The following is a 16,766-nucleotide window of genomic DNA, read 5'->3' as shown; positions in this document are numbered from 1 at the left end:
GCGCTCGTTGTCATCACGCCCGTTTGGAACGGCGGGCTGCCGAATCTCTTGTTGTGCCCCTTACGGCACCCGGTTCGCCTCGAAGAACACGTCCCCTGCAGAAATGGCCTCTCGGATGCCATCGCCTGTTTCCAGGACAAGCCGCCCGTCCTTGTCCAGTTCAATGAAACGGCCCTCGATCGAACGTGTCGTGAGATTGGCCGTGCAAGCTTCACCGATGCCGATGGCGTGGGCGATCCAGTCGCGGCGGATCGCCTCGAAGCCCCGGCCGCGATCCCAACGTCGCAAGGCCTCCTCCACGCCGCTCGCCAGATGCTCGAACACGTCATCGACAGAAGCGCGCGATCCCTCGCCTTGCAGGGAAGAGACGGTATACGGCGCACCCAAAGGCGCGCTCGCTACGTTGACGCCGCAGCCGATGACAACGGCATTTGCGCCAGCGCCGAGGGACTCGCTCTCGATCAGTATGCCCACGCATTTGCCGCCCCCGACGAGCACGTCGTTCGGCCATTTGATCCGCACCCGCTCGTCCGCCACGCCAGGAAGCGAGGCCAGCCCGGCCCGGACGCCCACGGCGACGACGAGCGGTAGATTGCCGAGCAGTTCCCGAGGCGCTGGGTCGAGAAGGAGCAGGCTCGCATAGAGGTTTCCCGATGGGGAGGCCCATGCGCGGCCACGGCGGCCACGGCCGCTCGTCTGCCGCTCCGCCGTCACCCAGAGCGGCCCCGGGTCGCCGGCGAGGGCCGCCTCCAGCGCGCGCGCGTTCGTGGACTCGACGGCTTCGAAGGCCATGCGCCGCCGGGCGGAGGAGCGCGACAAGGTCAGAAGAAGCTGGCCGCCGCTGCCTGCGCTGCCGCCAGCAGGGGGCCCGCGAAGACGATGTAGACCGGAAAGATGAACAGGGCGGACGCACCCAGCACGATCCGCAGTTCCGTCTGCATCGGCACGAAACCACCTGCCGGCTCGTCGAACCACATCACCTTCACCACCCGCAGGTAGTAGTAAAGGCCGACCGCGCTGGTCACGACGCCGATCACCGCCAACGGAATGAGGCCTGCGCCCACCGCCGCGACGAAGACGAAATACTTGCCCCAGAAGCCCAGGAGCGGCGGCAGGCCAGCCAGGGAAAGCATCAGTGCCGTCAGCGCCAGGGCCATGACGGGGTTGGTGCGGGAGAGCCCGGAGAGTTCCCGCAGATCCTCCACCGCACCGTCCGGCCGGCGCATGGCAAGGATGACCGCGAAGGTGCCAAGCGTCATCGTCATATAGGTCGCCATGTAGACAAGAACACCCGCCACGCCGGCGCTGTCAGCCGCCGCCAGTCCCACCAGGGCATAGCCCATATGACCGATCGACGAATAGGCCATCAGCCGCTTGATGTTGGTCTGGCCGATGGCGGCGAACGCGCCGAGGATCATCGAGGCGATGGAGATGAAGACGATAATCTGCTGCCAGTCCGCAGCGAGCGGCTGGAAGCCCTGCACCGTGAAACGGATGAGCAGGGCCATCGCGGCCACCTTCGGCGCGGCCGCGAAGAAGGCCGTCACCGGGGTCGGAGCACCCTCATAGACGTCCGGCGTCCACATATGGAACGGCACCGCCGAAATCTTGAAGGCAAGGCCCGCGATAACGAAGACGAGGCCGACCAGAAGCCCGAAGGAGCGCCCCTCGCCCAAAGCAGCCGCTATCGCGGTGAATTCGATCTGGCCGGTGAAGCCGTAGACCAGCGAGGCCCCGTAGAGAAGCATGCCGGAGGACAGAGCGCCCAGAACGAAGTACTTCAGCCCCGCCTCGGTGGAGCGCACGCTGTCGCGGTTGATCGCGGCGATGACATAGGCTGCCAGGGACTGGAGCTCGAGCCCCATATACAGCGCGATCAGATCGCCCGCCGATACCATCACCATCATGCCGACCGTCGCCAGCACGATCAGCACGGGGAACTCGAAACGGTCGAAACGCTCCAGCCGAGCGAAGCCCACCGTCATAATGACCGCCGCCGCAGACCCGATCAGCACAAGCACCTTTGTGAACCGCGCGAAGGGGTCGAGAACGAAGGAGCCGCCGAAGGCGATGCCGTCGGGCGTCGCGACAATGAGCCAGAACCCGGCGAAGAGAATGAGGCCCACGCTGAGCGAGGTGACGAGGCCGGCGCTCTTCTCCCCCACGAATGTGCCGACCATCAGCAGGACCAGGGCGCCGACGGCCAGGATGAGTTCCGGACCGACGATGGGCAGGCTGTCGGAAATGAATTGTGCGAACATGGTCTTTTTCCCGCCCCGCCTACTGGACCGCAGCCACGGTGGAGGCGACATCCAGTGCCGCCGTATAGCCGTTCAGCAGCGCCTCGACGGACGCCGCCGTCACGTTGAACACCGGCATCGGATAGACGCCGAAGAAGACCACCAGGACCGCGAGGGGGTACAGGAGAAGTTTCTCGCGCCCGGACAGATCGAGAAGGCCCCTCAGGCTTTCTTTCTCAAGCGGGCCGAAGATGACGCGGCGATAAAGCCACAGGGCGTAGGCCGCCGACAGGATGACGCCGGTCGTGGCGATGATCGCCACCCAGCTATTCGCCTGGAAGGCGCCAATCAAAGTGAGGAACTCGCCTACAAAGCCGGACGTGCCGGGGAGCCCGACATTGGCCATGCTGAAGAAGAGCATCATCGTCGCATAAGCTGGCATACGATGGACCAGACCGCCATAGGCCGAGATCTCACGCGTATGCATCCGGTCGTAGATGACGCCGACGCAGAGGAAGAGCGCGGCGGAGATGAGACCGTGGCTCAGCATCTGGAAGATGGCGCCCTGCACGCCCTGCTCGTTGGCCGCGAAGATACCCATGGTCACGAAGCCCATATGGGCGACGGACGAGTAGGCGATGAGCTTCTTGATGTCCTCCTGCATCAGGGCCACGAGCGAAGTGTAGACAATAGCCACCACCGACAACGCGAAGACGAAGGGCGCGAAGTCCGCCGAGGCCAGCGGGAACATCGGCAGGGAGAAACGCAGGAAGCCGTAACCGCCGAGCTTCAGAAGGATGCCCGCCAGGATGACCGAGCCGGCGGTGGGCGCCTCCACGTGGGCGTCCGGTAGCCAGGTGTGGACTGGCCACATCGGCATCTTCACCGCGAATGAGGCGAAGAAGGCGAGCCATAGCCAGGTCTGCATCGACGCGGGGAAGTCGTAGGCCAGGAGGTCCGGAATCGACGTCGTGCCCGCGCTCCAGAACATCGCCATGATGGCGACGAGCATCAGCACCGATCCAAGGAAAGTATAGAGGATGAACTTGTAGCTCGCGTAGACCCGGCGCTTGCCACCCCACACGCCGATGATGATGAAGAGCGGGATCAGCGAGCCTTCGAAGAAGATGTAGAAGAGCACGATGTCGAGCGCGCAGAAGACACCGATGACCAGCGTCTCCAAGACGAGGAAGGCGATCATGTATTCCTTGACGCGCTCGGTGATCGTCTCGCGGCTCGCAAGGATGCAGATAGGCACGAGGAACGTCGTCAGGATGACGAACAGCATGGAAATGCCGTCCACCCCCATGTGATAGGCCGGTCCGCCCTCGCCCAGCCAGGGGACATGTTCCAGCATCTGGAAGTTGGGATCGGCATTGTCGAACCCGATCCAGATACCCAGCGAGAGGAAGAACGTGAAGACACTCGTCAGGAGCGCCACGTTGAAGACGTTCCTGCGCGCCAGCTCGTTGTCGTCGCGGATGAAAAGAATGATCAGTGCCCCGACGAGAGGCAAGAAGGTGACGGTCGAAAGGATCGGCCAGCCGGTCATCAGTTCGTTCCCCCGAACATCATGAACGTGACGAGCGCGGCAACGCCGATGAGCATGATGAAGGCGTAATGGTAGAGATAGCCTGTCTGGAGCAGGACCACGCGATTGGCCGCATCCAGCACCCGCGCCGAAACGCCGTCCGGCCCGAACCGGTCGATCACCGCACCGTCGCCCTTCTTCCAGAGGAAGCGGCCGAGCCATTTCGACGAACGCACGAAGACGAAATCGTACAGCTCGTCGAAGTACCACTTGTTGAGCAGGAACTTGTAGAGTCCGCGGTTGCGCTCGGCCATCCGTGCCGGGCTCTCCGGCGAACGGATATAGAAGAAGTAGGCCACGACGAAGCCCAGCACCATCATGATGGTCGGCGACCAGACGACCAGCGTCGGCACCTCGTGGTAGTCATGCAGGATATGGTTCTCCGGCCCGGCGAACAGGGCGCCGCCCCAGAATGCATCGTAGGAGCCCCCCAGGAAGAACGGATAGAAGACCATGCCGGCCAGCAACGCGCCGACGCCCAGGATGTAGAGCGGCACCAGCATCACGGGCGGCGATTCATGGATGTGATGCATGACATCATGACTTGCGCGTGGCTTGCCGTGGAAGGTCATGAAGATGAGCCGCCACGAGTAGAAGCTCGTCAGTCCGGCGGCGATCACGGTCATGATGTAGCCGTACATCGCGAAGGAGTTCGCCCCCGCGAAGGCGCTCTCGACGATGGCATCCTTGGAGTAATAACCCGCCGTGAACGGGAAGCCGGTGAGCGCCAGCGTGCCGATCACCATCATCCAGTAGGTCTTGGGGATGTGCTTGCGCAGCCCGCCCATGTTCCGCATGTCCTGCTCGTCCGAGACGGCATGGATGACCGAGCCCGCCCCGAGGAAGAGCAGCGCCTTGAAGAAGGCGTGCGTGAACAGGTGAAAGACGGCGGCGCCATAGGCCCCGACGCCCAGCGCGACGAACATGTAGCCGAGCTGGGAGCAGGTCGAGTAGGCGATGACGCGCTTGATATCGTTCTGCACGAGGCCGACCGTCGCGGCGAAGAAGGCCGTCGTGGCTCCGATGAAGGTCACGAATGTCAGCGCGGTCGTGGACGTTTCGAAGACGGGGGACATGCGCGCCAGCATGAACACCCCGGCCGTCACCATGGTTGCCGCGTGGATCAGGGCGGAGACCGGTGTCGGCCCCTCCATCGCGTCCGGCAGCCATGTGTGAAGCCCGAGCTGCGCCGACTTGCCCATGGCGCCCATGAAGAGCATCAGGCAGATCACCGTCAACGCACCGCCGGTGGTCAGCGTCCATCCGGCGAACTGGAAGAACGGCTCGCCCGCCGCTTCTCCACCCTCGAAGGTTGCAAGGGCAGAGGCGAAGATCGTATCGAAATCGACCGCGCCAAAGAGGGCGAAGAGGCCGAAGACGCCCAGCAGAAAACCGAAGTCGCCGACGCGGTTGATGACGAAGGCCTTCATCGCCGCAGCGTTGGCCGAGGGCTTCTGATACCAGAAACCGATCAAGAGATACGAAGCGAGGCCGACCCCCTCCCAGCCGAAGAACATCTGGATGAGATTGTCGCTCGTCACCAGCATGAGCATGGTGAAGGTGAAGAACGACAGGTAGGCGAAGAAGCGCGGCCGCGACGGGTCATGGTGCATGTACCCGATCGAATAGACATGCACGAGCGCCGAGACCGTATTCACCACCACCAGCATGACCAGCGTGAGCCTGTCTATGCGCAGCATCCACGGCGCCACGAGGTCGCCTGACTGCAGCCAGGCGAGCATCATGACGCGGATCGGCTCGCCGTCGCCGCCGAAGAAGCTGAGGAACCCGATCCACGACAGCAGCGCCGCTACGATCATCAGGCCCGTGGTCAGGTACTCGGACGCCTTGGCGCCCATGCGGTTGCCGAAAAGCCCGGCGACGATGAAGCCGGCCAGCGGCAGAAGGACGATCAGTTGATACATCGAACGCTAAGCCTTCAGCCCTTCATCGTGTTGACGTCGTCGACCGCGATCGAGCCGCGGTTGCGGAAGAAGACCACCAGGATCGCGAGGCCGATGGCGGCCTCGGCCGCCGCGACCGTCAGGATGAAGAGCGCGAAGATCTGGCCGGCGAGATCGTTCAGGAAAGCGGAGAACGCCACGAGATTGAGGTTCACCGACAAAAGGATCAGCTCGACCGACATCAGGATCGTGATGATGTTCTTGCGGCGCATGAAGATGCCGAAGACGCCTGTCACGAACAGGATGGCCGCGACCGTGAGATAGTGTGAGAGACCGACTTCCATGACCGCTCCTAAAGCCCCTTCCCGCTCTCGACCTTGACGATCTCGATCGCCGTCTGCGGCGTGCGCGCGACCTGCGCCGGGATCGACTGCCGCTTCAGCCCCTCCTTGTGGCGCAGCGTCAGAACGATGGCCCCGATCATCGCAACGAACAGGATCAGCCCGGCGAGCTGGAAGAAGAAGATGTAGCGGGTGTAGAGCACGAGCCCGATGGCCTCGATGTTCGACACCTCCTCCAAAGGCGGCGTCGGCAGCACCGTCGCCGTCGAGAGGGCGGGGTCGAAATAGTTTCCCGTCACCGCGATCACGAGCTGGGCCAGGAGCACAAGGGCAATCAGCGCGCCGATGGGGCCATACTCCAGCGCTTTCTGCTTCGCCATGCCTACGTCGAGATCGATCATCATCACGACGAAAAGGAACAGGATAGCTACGGCGCCGACATAGACGACGATGAGGATGAGGGCGAGGAACTCGGCGCCCGTGAGCAGGAAGAGCCCTGCCGAGGCGACGAAGGTCAGAATCAGGAACAGCACCGAATGGACCGGGTTTCGCGAGAACACGACCATCAGGGCGGCGCCGACGGCGATGACCGCGAAGACGTAGAAGAAGAATGCCTGAAGGCCCAGCATGACGGGCTCCCTTGGGTCGTGGCGGCGCTGCCGTGCCTTGGACAAGACGGCGGCATGTCGTTCGGCGGATGCGGCGAAAGGACGGCCTTCAAGGCCGGCCTTTCGCCGGATTAGCGGTAGGGCGCATCGAGCGCAATGTTGCGCGCGATCTCCCGCTCCCAGCGGTCGCCATTGGCGAGCAGCTTTTCCTTGTCGTAATAGAGTTCTTCACGCGTTTCCGTGGAGAACTCGAAGTTCGGCCCTTCGACGATGGCGTCGACCGGGCAAGCCTCCTGGCAGAAGCCGCAATAGATGCATTTCACCATGTCGATGTCGTAGCGCACGGTGCGGCGGGTGCCGTCGTTGCGGCGCGGGCCGGCTTCGATGGTGATCGCCTGCGCCGGGCAGATCGCCTCGCAGAGCTTGCAGGCAATGCAGCGTTCCTCGCCGTTCGGATAACGGCGAAGCGCATGTTCGCCACGGAAGCGCGGTGACACCGGCCCCTTCTCGAACGGGTAGTTCAATGTGGCCTTCGGCGCGAAGAAATAGCGCATCGAAAGGCCGAAGGCCTTCACGAACTCGAGGAGAAGAAGCGACCGGATGGATTGTGCGATAGCGCTCATGCGAGGCCTCGGCTGATCGGGGAAAGAGGAGAGCGGCGCCTCATGAGAAGGCCTGCCCCCAGCCGGTGAGTTGCAGTACCAGGGCCACGAGGACGACCATGCCGAGCGAGATCGGCAGGAAGACCTTCCAACCGAGGCGCATGAGTTGGTCGTAGCGGTAGCGCGGCACGAAGGCCTTCACCATGGCGAAGAGGAAGAAGCAGAAGGCGACCTTCAGAAGGAACCAGATGACCCCCGGAACCCAGGTGAACGGCGCGAACCCGAAGGGCGGCAGCCATCCTCCCAGGAACAGGATCGTCATCAGGCAGCACATCAGGGTGATGGCCGCGTATTCGCCCAGCATGAACATCATGTAAGGCGTGGACCCGTACTCGACCATGAAGCCGGCAACGAGCTCCGATTCCGCTTCCGGCAGGTCGAAGGGCGGGCGATTCGTCTCGGCCAGGGCCGAGATGAAGAAAATGACGAACATCGGGAACAGAGCCAGCCAGTGCCAGTCAAGGAAGCTCGACGGCAGGCCCAGCATGGTGCCCGGCCCCAAGGCCTGAGCCAGGACGATGTCGGTCAAGTTCAGCGAACCGACACACAACAGGACGGTGACGATGACGAAGCCGATGGAGACTTCGTAGGACACCATCTGCGCCGCGGAGCGAAGCGCCCCGAGGAAGGCGTATTTCGAATTGGACGCCCATCCGCCCATGATTACGCCGTAGACCTCGAGCGAGGAAATGGCGAAGACGTAGAGGATGCCGATATTGATGTTCGCGATCACCCAGCCATCGGCCACCGGCACTACGGCGAAGGTCGCAAGCGCAAGCGTCACAGCCACGAGCGGCGCCAGCAGAAACACCGTCTTGTCGGCCGAGGCCGGGATCACCGGCTCCTTCAGCACGAACTTCAGAAGATCGGCGAAGGACTGGAAAAGCCCCCAGGGTCCCACGACGTTCGGCCCTCGGCGCATCTGTACCGCAGCCCAGATCTTGCGGTCGGCCAGCAGGATATAGGCGATCAGAACAAGCAGGACGACCAGGAACAGCAGAGACTGCGCCACGATGACGACGGCAGGCCAGACATAAGCCCAGAAGAAATCCATCTCTCAAGCTTTCCTATTCGGCTGCTTCCAAATGCTCGGCACGGGCAAGGCGCGAGCACTCCGCCATCACCTTGGAGGCGCGGGCAATCGGGTTGGTCAGGTAGAAGTCCGCAACCGGCGACGCAAAGGCATCCCCGGACAGGACGCCCGCTCGGTCCGCCAGGACCGTGATCGCGGAAGCATCGGCCGGATCGATCGTCGCCTTGCGGAAATGGGCAACCTGCTCAAAAACTTCCCGGCGCAGGCTGCCGAGCGAGTCGAAAGGCAGCGTCTTGCCCAGAACAGCCGAAAGCGCGCGGATAATCGCCCAGTCCTCGCGCGCATCCCCCGGAGGGAAGGCGGCGCGCTCACCGATCTGAACGCGACCTTCCAGATTGACCCAGATTCCCGACTTCTCGGTGTAGGCCGCTCCGGGCAGGATGACGTCCGCCCGATGAGCGCCTCGATCCCCATGGGTGCCGATATAGACGACGAAGGGACCTTGGACGATCTCGATCTCGTCCGCGCCCAGGCTGAAGAGAAGATCGACACCGCCGGACGCCATTTCGGCAGCCGTCTGGCCCCCCTCGCCCGGCACGAAACCGATATCGAGCCCGCCGACGCGCGATGCGGCGGTGTGGAGGATGTTGAAGCCGTTCCAGCCCTCCGCGATGGCACCGATCTCGCGCGCGAGGGCAGCGACGGAGGCCAGGACCTGCACCCCGTTCGCAGCGGCCAGCGGCCCCTGCCCCAGGATGATCATCGGGCGCTCGGCCTTTTTCAGGGCCTCGTAGAAATCGTGGCTCGCTCCGTCGATGTCTGAGAGGGTCTGCGGGCCCGCCCCCAAATAGGTGAAGGGATAACGCAGATCGGCATTCTGGCCGATGACGCCGATGGGGAAGTTGCCCCGGCGCCAGCGCTTGCGAATTCGCGCATTGAGTACCGAAGCCTCAAAGCGCGGGTTGGCGCCGATGATGAGCAGCGCGTCGGCGTTCTCGATGCCGGCGATGGTGGTGTTGAAGAGATAGGAGGCGCGCCCGTCCGCCGGGTCGAGCCTGGCGCCGTCCTGCCGGCAGTCCAGATTCGTCGATCCAAGTTCGGCCATCAGGCGCTTGAGCGCCCACATTTCCTCCACCGCCGAAAGGTCGCCCGATATGGCTCCGATCCGCGAGCCGTCCAGTTCCGCCACCTTCGCCTTGATGACGTCGAACGCTTCAGCCCAGCTCGCAGGCTGAAGGCGCCCTTCACGCCGCACATAGGGGCGGTCGAGCCGCTGGGTGCGCAGCCCATCCCAGACGAAGCGGGTCTTGTCGGAGATCCACTCCTCGTTCACCGCCTCGTTCACGCGCGGCAGGATGCGCATGACTTCGCGGCCGCGCGTATCGACCCGGATGGCCGAGCCGACCGCGTCCATCACGTCCACCGTCTCGGTCTTCGTCAACTCCCAGGGCCGGGCCTGGAAGGCGTAGGGCCGCGACGTCAACGCCCCGACCGGGCACAGGTCGATGACATTGCCCTGCAGCTCGGAGGTCATGGCATGTTCGAGATAGGTGGTGATCTCGGCATCCTCGCCACGGCCCACCAGGCCGAGCTCGGAGATCCCGGCTACCTCCGTAGTGAAGCGGACACAGCGCGTGCAGTGGATGCAGCGCGTCATGATCGTCTTAACCAGAGGGCCGATATATTTATCCTCGACCGCCCGCTTGTTCTCCGAATAGCGTGACGAATCCACGCCATAGGCCATGGCCTGGTCCTGGAGGTCGCACTCGCCACCCTGGTCACAGATCGGGCAGTCCAGCGGATGGTTGATCAGCAGGAACTCCATCACGCCCTCGCGGGCCTTCTTCACCATCGGTGTGTTGGTGAAGATTTCGGGCGCCTCGCCGTTCGGGCCGGGGCGCAGGTCGCGCACGCCCATGGCGCAGGACGCAGCCGGCTTGGGCGGTCCGCCCTTCACCTCGACGAGGCACATGCGGCAATTGCCGGCGATCGACAAACGTTCGTGGAAACAGAAGCGCGGAATCTCCGCCCCCGCTTCTTCCGCCGCCTGCAGCAGCGTGTAGTGGTCCGGAACCTCGATCTCGTTGCCGTCGACTTTGATCTTTGCCATGTCGGACTACTTTCCGGTCACGATACGAGCGGATACGAAATGCAATGCCATGGTCATTCCGCCGCCTCCAGCTCGATGGGCCGGCGATGAGCGTCGGCATTGCGGGAGAACTCGTCGATCCGCCGCTCGATCTCCGGACGGAAGTTGCGGATGAGGCCCTGGATCGGCCAAGCCGCCGCGTCGCCCAACGCGCAAATCGTATGTCCCTCGACCTGCTTGGTGACTTCCAGCAGCATGTCGATCTCACGCTTCTGGGCGTTGCCGACCACCATGCGTTCCATCACCCGCCACATCCACCCCGTGCCCTCGCGGCACGGCGTGCACTGGCCGCAGCTCTCGTGCTTGAAGAAGTAGGAGAGCCGGGCGATGGCACGCACGATATCGGTCGATTTGTCCATCACGATCACCGCGGCGGTGCCGAAGGAGGACTTCACCGAGCGCAGGCCATCGAAATCCATCGGGCAGTCGATGATATCCTCGGCCTTCACCACCGGGCAGGAGGCCCCACCCGGGATGACCGCCAGAAGATTGTCCCAACCACCGCGCACGCCGCCGGCGTGCTTCTCGATCAGCTCGCGGAAAGGAATTCCCATCGCCTCTTCCACCGTGCACGGGCGCTCGACATGGCCCGAGACCATGAAAAGTTTGGTGCCGGTGTTGTTCTCCCGTCCGATCCCCGCGAACCAGGCGCCACCCCGCCGCAGGATGGTGGGCGCGACCGCGATGGACTCGACGTTGTTGACGGTCGTGGGGCAGCCGTACAGGCCCATATTGGCCGGGAACGGAGGCTTCAGACGCGGCTGGCCCTTCCGGCCCTCCAGGCTTTCGAGAAGCGCGGTCTCCTCGCCGCAGATATACGCGCCTGCGCCGTGGTGGACGTAGATGTCAAAGTCCCAGCCGCACTTGTTGTTCGCGCCGAGATAGCCGGCCTCGTAGCACTCGTCGATGGCGCGCTGGAGTGCCTCGCGCTCACGCACATATTCGCCACGCACATAGATGTAGGCGGTATGGGCGAGCATCGCGAAGCCCGCTATGACGCAACCCTCTATCAGCGTGAAGGGGTCGTTGCGCAGAATCTCGCGATCCTTGCAGGTACCGGGCTCCGACTCGTCTGCGTTGACGACGAGGTAATGCGGTCGCTCGCCGACCTCCTTGGGCATGAAGGACCATTTGAGGCCGGTGGGAAAGCCCGCGCCGCCCCGGCCGCGAAGACCGGACGCCTTCATCTCGTTGATGATCCAGTCACGCCCCTTGCCGATAATGTCAGCGGTGCCGTCGAAATGCCCACGCCTCAGGGCGCCCTTCAGGCTCTTGTCGCGAAGGCCGTAGATATTGGTGAAGATGCGGTCCTGATCCTGCAGCATCTCTTCCCTCACGCACCGTTCGCGCCATCGGACCCATCCGATGACGCCTTATCGACCTTGCGCCGAGCGCGGGGCTTCTTCGCCGATGACTCGTTGTCGACGACGCGGCTCTTGTCGTCCACGACGGCCGCCTCGGCTTCTGCTTCCCGAGCCGGCAGCTCGGCACGCTTCCCTGCCGTGCGATGGCGCTTGGCGGCTTCGTCCGCTTGCGCCTCCTTGGCGTGCGCGCCCGTCGAGCCCTGGCGGGTTCCGCCCGTGACGGCAGCGGAAGAGCGGCCGTCCTCGCCGGGATCGGCACTCACCGCCTCCTCGGCCGCTGGGCTGGCGGTCACGCCGGCTTCCGCACCCGGGCTGCGCAGGGATGGATCGGTCTCTTCCGCATGCGTATCGACCCGGCCGGCTTCCGATGGGGCGATATGCACCGCGTCGCCCGCACCCGCCTGAGGCGCGCTCTCCCGAACAGGCCCTTCATCGCGATCGCCTAACTCGTCATCGTCCCCAAGGGAAGTCAGCGTCGTCGCGCCGCCAACGGGCGCCGAGAGATGTCGGTCGATCTGCGGTCCGGGCCGGACTTCCTCGCCCCGCTCGAAAGCGTCGATGATCTCTTCCAGCCGCTCGGGCGTCAGATCCTCGTAGGTGTCCTTGAACACCATGGCCATCGGCGCATTCACACAGGCCCCGAGGCACTCCACCTCTTCCCATGACAGCGTGCCGGCGGCGTTGAGATGGAACTGCTCGGCGTGGATCCGACGCGCGCAGACGGCCTTCAGATCGTCCGAGCCCCGCAACATGCAGGGCGTCGTGCCGCAAATCTGGATATGGGCCTTCGTGCCGATCGGCTTGAGCTGAAACTGCGTGTAGAAGGTCGCCACTTCGAGGACCCGAATCAGCGGCATGGACAGGCGCTTGGCGACATGCTCGATCGCCGCGCGCGTGACCCAGCCGTCCTGTTCCTGCGCTCGCATGAGAAGCGGAATCACCGCCGATTGCTGTCGGCCCTCCGGATATTTCCGGATCGTTTTCTCGGCCCAGCTCTCGTTGTCGACGCTGAAGGCGAAGCTGGTGGGCTGGACGGCATCTTCGGCAAGACGTCTGACAGACATCGGTCCTCGACTTCAGAACGGTTACAACCTTCTGTGTTGCGGCGCGTTCTAACATAGAACCGTCGAAAGGCCAGCGATGCCAGGCCCCCGAACGGCATTTCCATCGAACCGGCCCCGCCGCGAACGGACAGGGCCGGAGGCGGCAGCGGAAGCAACCGGGCTAGCGGTCCACTTCTCCGAATACGATGTCGCAAGACCCGAGGATCGCCGACACGTCGGCGAGCATGTGGTCGCGGCATAGAAAGTCCATCGCCTGTAGATGTGCAAAGCCGGGCGCCTTGATCTTGCAGCGATAGGGCTTGTTGGTTCCGTCGGAGACGAGATAGACTCCGAATTCCCCCTTCGGAGCTTCGACAGCGCAATACACTTCGCCTTCCGGCACCCGGAAGCCTTCCGTGTAGAGCTTGAAGTGATGGATCAGGGCTTCCATCGAACGCTTCATTTCGCCGCGAGAAGGCGGCACGATCTTGCCTTGCGTGGAGGAGACCGGGCCGATCCGCTCCGGTCCAGCGAGGCGTTCGACACATTGTTTCATGATCCGCGTAGACTGGCGCATCTCCTCCATGCGGATCAGGTAACGGTCGTAGCAATCGCCGTTCTTGCCGACGGGAATATCGAACTCCATCTGGTCGTAGCACTCGTAAGGCTGCGACTTCCGCAGGTCCCACGCCGCGCCGGACCCGCGCACCATCACGCCGGAGAAGCCCAGAGCCCAGCAGTCCTCGATATCGACGACGCCGATATCGACGTTGCGCTGCTTGAAGATGCGGTTGCCCGTGAGAAGATCGTCGAGATCGGCCACGGACTGCAGGAACGGATCGCACCACTCCCCGATATCGTCCACCAGTTCGGCCGTGATGTCCTGATGGACGCCGCCGGGGCGTAAATAAGCGGCATGCAGGCGCGCTCCCGAGGCGCGCTCGTAGAAGACCATCAGCTTTTCGCGCTGCTCGAAGCCCCAAAGCGGCGGGGTCAGCGCGCCGACATCCATTGCCTGCGTCGTGACGTTCAGGAGATGGGAAAGAATGCGCCCGATCTCGGAATAGAGAACGCGGATCAATTGCCCCCGAATCGGAACCTCGACACCGGCCAGCTTCTCCACCGCAAGGCAGAACGCATGCTCCTGGTTCATCGGGGCGACGTAGTCGAGCCGATCGAAATAAGGCAAGGCTTGAAGATACGTCTTCTGCTCGATCAGTTTCTCCGTGCCGCGATGCAGAAGGCCGATATGCGGGTCCACCCGCTCGACATTCTCGCCGTCGAGTTCCAGCACGAGACGCAACACCCCGTGCGCCGCCGGATGCTGGGGACCGAAATTGATGTTGAAATTGCGGACGTCGATCTCGGCCATGTCAGGCCCCCTGCTGGCTTGCGAACTGCGCCATCACCTCGGCGCCGGTCAACTTGCGGGTGTCGTTCGCGAAGGAATAATGCGGCGGCTTTTCATCGATGAAAATCTCTTCGGCGAAGACGAATCCCTCGGTATCGGTGAAAACGTGCATGGCGACCGCCGCCGAGGAGCCGTCGCTCATGCGCCAGGCGAGCGTCGAGCCGCAGGCCGTGCAGAACAGACGTTCGGCATAGTCCGACGACCGGTAGACGCCGAGCGTTCCAGCGCTCTCGAATTCGAGACTGTCTCCGCACGGCACCGCCATGAAGGTGCCGCCGCTCCAGCGCCGGCACATGGAACAATGGCAGACATCCATTTCAAGCTTCGAAGGGATGGCCGAAAGGCGCACGGAACCGCAAAGACAAGCGCCAGCCCGCCGGCATTCCTCGCCCATCGTCGCGCCTCAGTTCATCTTGGCCTTCTCGTCGCCCGGCAGCACGTAGTCCGTGCCTTCCCAAGGCGAGAGAAAGTCGAAGTTACGGAACTCCTGGCGCAGTTCGACCGGCTCGTAGACGACGCGCTTCAAATGCTCGTCATAGTGAACCTCGACGAAGCCCGTCAGCGGGAAATCCTTGCGCAGCGGATGCCCCTCGAAGCCGTAGTCGGTCAGGATACGCCGAAGGTCGGGATGCCCGGAGAAGAAGATGCCGTAGAGATCGTAAGCTTCCCGCTCGAACCAGTCTGCCCCCGCGAAGACCCCCGTCACCGAGGGCACGATATCCTCCTCGCCGGCGGCAAGCTTCACGCGGATGCGCTGGTTCAGCCGGGGCGAGAGAAGATGGTAGACGACCTCGAAGCGCTTTTCGCGCTCGGGGAAATCGACTCCGCAAAGATCGACAAAGGACTTGAACAGGCACTGCGAATCATCGCGCAGGAACGTCGTCACCGCCACAACGTCGTCCGGAGAGACCGTCAGCGTCAGCTCGCCGAACGCGATGGAGGCATCCGCCAGCCGGGCGCCGATCGCAGATTCCCGCAGATACTCCAGAAGCTCGTTCATCCCACCCTCAGCGCTCGATCGTTCCGGTCCGCCGAATCTTCTTCTGAAGAAGAAGCACGCCGTAGAGAAGCGCCTCTGCCGTGGGCGGGCAGCCGGGAACGTAGATGTCCACCGGCACCACGCGGTCGCAGCCGCGCACGACCGAATAGGAATAGTGGTAGTAACCGCCACCGTTGGCGCACGAGCCCATGGAGATGACGTAGCGCGGCTCCGGCATCTGATCATAGACTTTGCGGAGGGCCGGGGCCATCTTGTTCGTCAGGGTGCCCGCGACGATCATGACGTCCGACTGGCGCGGCGAGGCGCGAGGCGCGAAGCCGAAGCGCTCGCCGTCATAGCGCGGCATCGACATCTGCATCATCTCGACGGCGCAGCAGGCCAGACCGAACGTCATCCACATGAGCGAGCCGGTGCGCGCCCACTGGATGAGGTCCTCGGTCGAGGTGACGAGAAAGCCTTTGTCGGCAAGCTGGTTGTCGACATCCGTCACGAAGGGGTCGGCCGCCGCCGGAACGGTCAGGTCGGAACGCTCACGCAGCGAGGCCGAAGGATCGATCAATCCCATTCCAGGGCGCCTTTCTTCCACTCGTAGACAAATCCGACGGTCAGGACGGCCAGGAACACCATCATGGACCAGAAGCCGGCCCAGCCGAGATCGCCGAACGCGGCGGCCCAGGGAAAGAGGAAGGCGACCTCCAGATCGAAGATGATGAAGAGGATGGCCACCAGATAGAAGCGGACGTCGAACTTCATGCGGGAATCGTCGAAGGCATTGAAGCCGCACTCATAGGCGGACAGCTTCTCGTCGTCCGGGGCCTTGAACGCGACAAGGAACGGCGAAACGAGGAGCGCGAGGCCGATGAAAAGCGCGACGCCCACGAAGATGATGATGGGCAGATAGGAAGCGAGAAGCTCGTTCACGTTGATCGATCCCGACGGACCCTATTGCAAGACCGGCCTGAAAGCCCGGCCAAGACTTTCCGACGCCGCGCGAATGCCCCGACCACGCTGTCCGGCGATATATGGGCCGCCGCAGTCCGTGGATCAGGGCACACCGACCACCGTTCCGGGCGGCCCGCGCGTGGACCGAGGATTAGACCCTTCCTAAAGTGGACGCAAGGCGAGTCGCACTTGTGTGACACGCAAAGTAGCCCACCCAGCAGCCTGCGCATCACGCGCCGCTTGCGGCACAATCAAGCCGCTGGCGCGTTGAGGGCAGTCAAGGAGAACGAGATGACCGACACCCCTGCTCCGTCGCAACAGGACCTCGACCTGGATGCATTCGCCGCCAAACACGACATCACGCCGGAAGATGCCAAACGTTTGATCGAGGAGGTCGGGTACGACCGGGGCGCGCTCGACGCTGCCGCGCAGCGGATGAAGCTCGAACGAGGTTGATCCTCGCAGTGCAACGGCCCGA

General features: G+C 63.5%; 17 protein-coding genes. 1 reads left to right on the top strand and 16 read right to left on the bottom strand.

Annotated features, from left to right (window positions below):
- Positions 1–60 precede the first annotated feature (60 nt).
- The 16 genes from J7654_RS12190 to J7654_RS12115 form a co-directional block, all read right to left on the bottom strand.
- Complete coding sequence (locus J7654_RS12190; RefSeq protein WP_209736191.1) at positions 61–792, bottom strand: biotin--[acetyl-CoA-carboxylase] ligase; 732 nt, start codon at positions 790–792, stop codon at positions 61–63.
- Between the two features lie 29 nt (positions 793–821).
- Positions 822–2,261: an NADH-quinone oxidoreductase subunit NuoN gene (nuoN, locus tag J7654_RS12185; RefSeq protein WP_209736190.1), complete on the bottom strand. Its 1,440-nt coding sequence runs from the start codon at positions 2,259–2,261 to the stop codon at positions 822–824.
- A gap of 19 nt (positions 2,262–2,280) precedes the next feature.
- Positions 2,281–3,792, bottom strand: coding sequence for an NADH-quinone oxidoreductase subunit M (locus tag J7654_RS12180; protein ID WP_209736189.1), 1,512 nt, complete (start codon positions 3,790–3,792; stop codon positions 2,281–2,283).
- Positions 3,792–5,756, bottom strand: a complete 1,965-nt coding sequence (gene nuoL, locus J7654_RS12175; protein WP_209736188.1) for an NADH-quinone oxidoreductase subunit L — start codon at positions 5,754–5,756, stop codon at positions 3,792–3,794. Before nuoL ends, J7654_RS12180 begins: the two co-directional genes overlap by 1 nt.
- 14 nt (positions 5,757–5,770) lie before the next feature.
- Positions 5,771–6,079 carry an NADH-quinone oxidoreductase subunit NuoK gene (gene nuoK, locus J7654_RS12170; protein WP_209736187.1) on the bottom strand — a complete coding sequence of 103 codons (309 nt, stop codon included), beginning with the start codon at positions 6,077–6,079 and terminating at the stop codon, positions 5,771–5,773.
- Positions 6,080–6,087: 8 nt separating this feature from the next.
- Entirely contained in the window at positions 6,088–6,702 is a 615-nt protein-coding gene (locus J7654_RS12165) for an NADH-quinone oxidoreductase subunit J (RefSeq protein ID WP_209740499.1), read from the bottom strand.
- Positions 6,703–6,815: 113 nt separating this feature from the next.
- Positions 6,816–7,307: an NADH-quinone oxidoreductase subunit NuoI gene (gene nuoI, locus J7654_RS12160; protein ID WP_209736186.1), complete on the bottom strand. Its 492-nt coding sequence runs from the start codon at positions 7,305–7,307 to the stop codon at positions 6,816–6,818.
- Between the two features lie 40 nt (positions 7,308–7,347).
- Positions 7,348–8,400 carry an NADH-quinone oxidoreductase subunit NuoH gene (gene nuoH / locus J7654_RS12155; protein WP_209736185.1) on the bottom strand — a complete coding sequence of 351 codons (1,053 nt, stop codon included), beginning with the start codon at positions 8,398–8,400 and terminating at the stop codon, positions 7,348–7,350.
- A gap of 13 nt (positions 8,401–8,413) precedes the next feature.
- Positions 8,414–10,489 (bottom strand): NADH-quinone oxidoreductase subunit NuoG, encoded by a 2,076-nt coding sequence (gene nuoG, locus J7654_RS12150; protein ID WP_209736184.1) that lies wholly within the window; start codon positions 10,487–10,489, stop codon positions 8,414–8,416.
- A gap of 53 nt (positions 10,490–10,542) precedes the next feature.
- Positions 10,543–11,853, bottom strand: coding sequence for an NADH-quinone oxidoreductase subunit NuoF (gene nuoF, locus J7654_RS12145; protein WP_209736183.1), 1,311 nt, complete (start codon positions 11,851–11,853; stop codon positions 10,543–10,545).
- Positions 11,854–11,861: 8 nt separating this feature from the next.
- Positions 11,862–12,956, bottom strand: coding sequence for an NADH-quinone oxidoreductase subunit NuoE (gene nuoE, locus J7654_RS12140; RefSeq protein WP_209736182.1), 1,095 nt, complete (start codon positions 12,954–12,956; stop codon positions 11,862–11,864).
- Positions 12,957–13,116: 160 nt separating this feature from the next.
- Positions 13,117–14,307, bottom strand: coding sequence for an NADH-quinone oxidoreductase subunit D (locus J7654_RS12135; protein WP_209736181.1), 1,191 nt, complete (start codon positions 14,305–14,307; stop codon positions 13,117–13,119).
- Position 14,308: 1 nt separating this feature from the next.
- On the bottom strand, positions 14,309–14,740 hold the full coding sequence (locus J7654_RS12130) for a GFA family protein (RefSeq protein WP_209736180.1): 432 nt from the start codon (positions 14,738–14,740) through the stop codon (positions 14,309–14,311).
- A 9-nt stretch (positions 14,741–14,749) separates the two neighbouring features.
- Positions 14,750–15,346: an NADH-quinone oxidoreductase subunit C gene (locus J7654_RS12125; protein ID WP_209736179.1), complete on the bottom strand. Its 597-nt coding sequence runs from the start codon at positions 15,344–15,346 to the stop codon at positions 14,750–14,752.
- A gap of 7 nt (positions 15,347–15,353) precedes the next feature.
- Positions 15,354–15,911, bottom strand: a complete 558-nt coding sequence (locus J7654_RS12120; protein ID WP_245195487.1) for a NuoB/complex I 20 kDa subunit family protein — start codon at positions 15,909–15,911, stop codon at positions 15,354–15,356.
- Positions 15,902–16,267 carry an NADH-quinone oxidoreductase subunit A gene (locus J7654_RS12115; RefSeq protein WP_209736177.1) on the bottom strand — a complete coding sequence of 122 codons (366 nt, stop codon included), beginning with the start codon at positions 16,265–16,267 and terminating at the stop codon, positions 15,902–15,904. The genes J7654_RS12120 and J7654_RS12115 overlap by 10 nt, the downstream gene beginning before the upstream one ends.
- Positions 16,268–16,579: 312 nt before the next feature.
- Between J7654_RS12115 and J7654_RS12110 the strand changes: the two genes are divergently transcribed.
- Positions 16,580–16,744 (top strand): hypothetical protein, encoded by a 165-nt coding sequence (locus J7654_RS12110; protein WP_209736176.1) that lies wholly within the window; start codon positions 16,580–16,582, stop codon positions 16,742–16,744.
- The last annotated feature ends 22 nt before the right edge of the window (positions 16,745–16,766 follow it).

The sequence above is a fragment of the Aureimonas populi genome (assembly GCF_017815515.1).
In the GTDB taxonomy this organism is placed as follows: Bacteria; Pseudomonadota; Alphaproteobacteria; order Rhizobiales; family Rhizobiaceae; genus Aureimonas; species Aureimonas populi.
The sequence above is the reverse complement of the archived record's forward strand: the minus strand, read 5'-3'. Positions and strand labels throughout refer to the sequence as shown.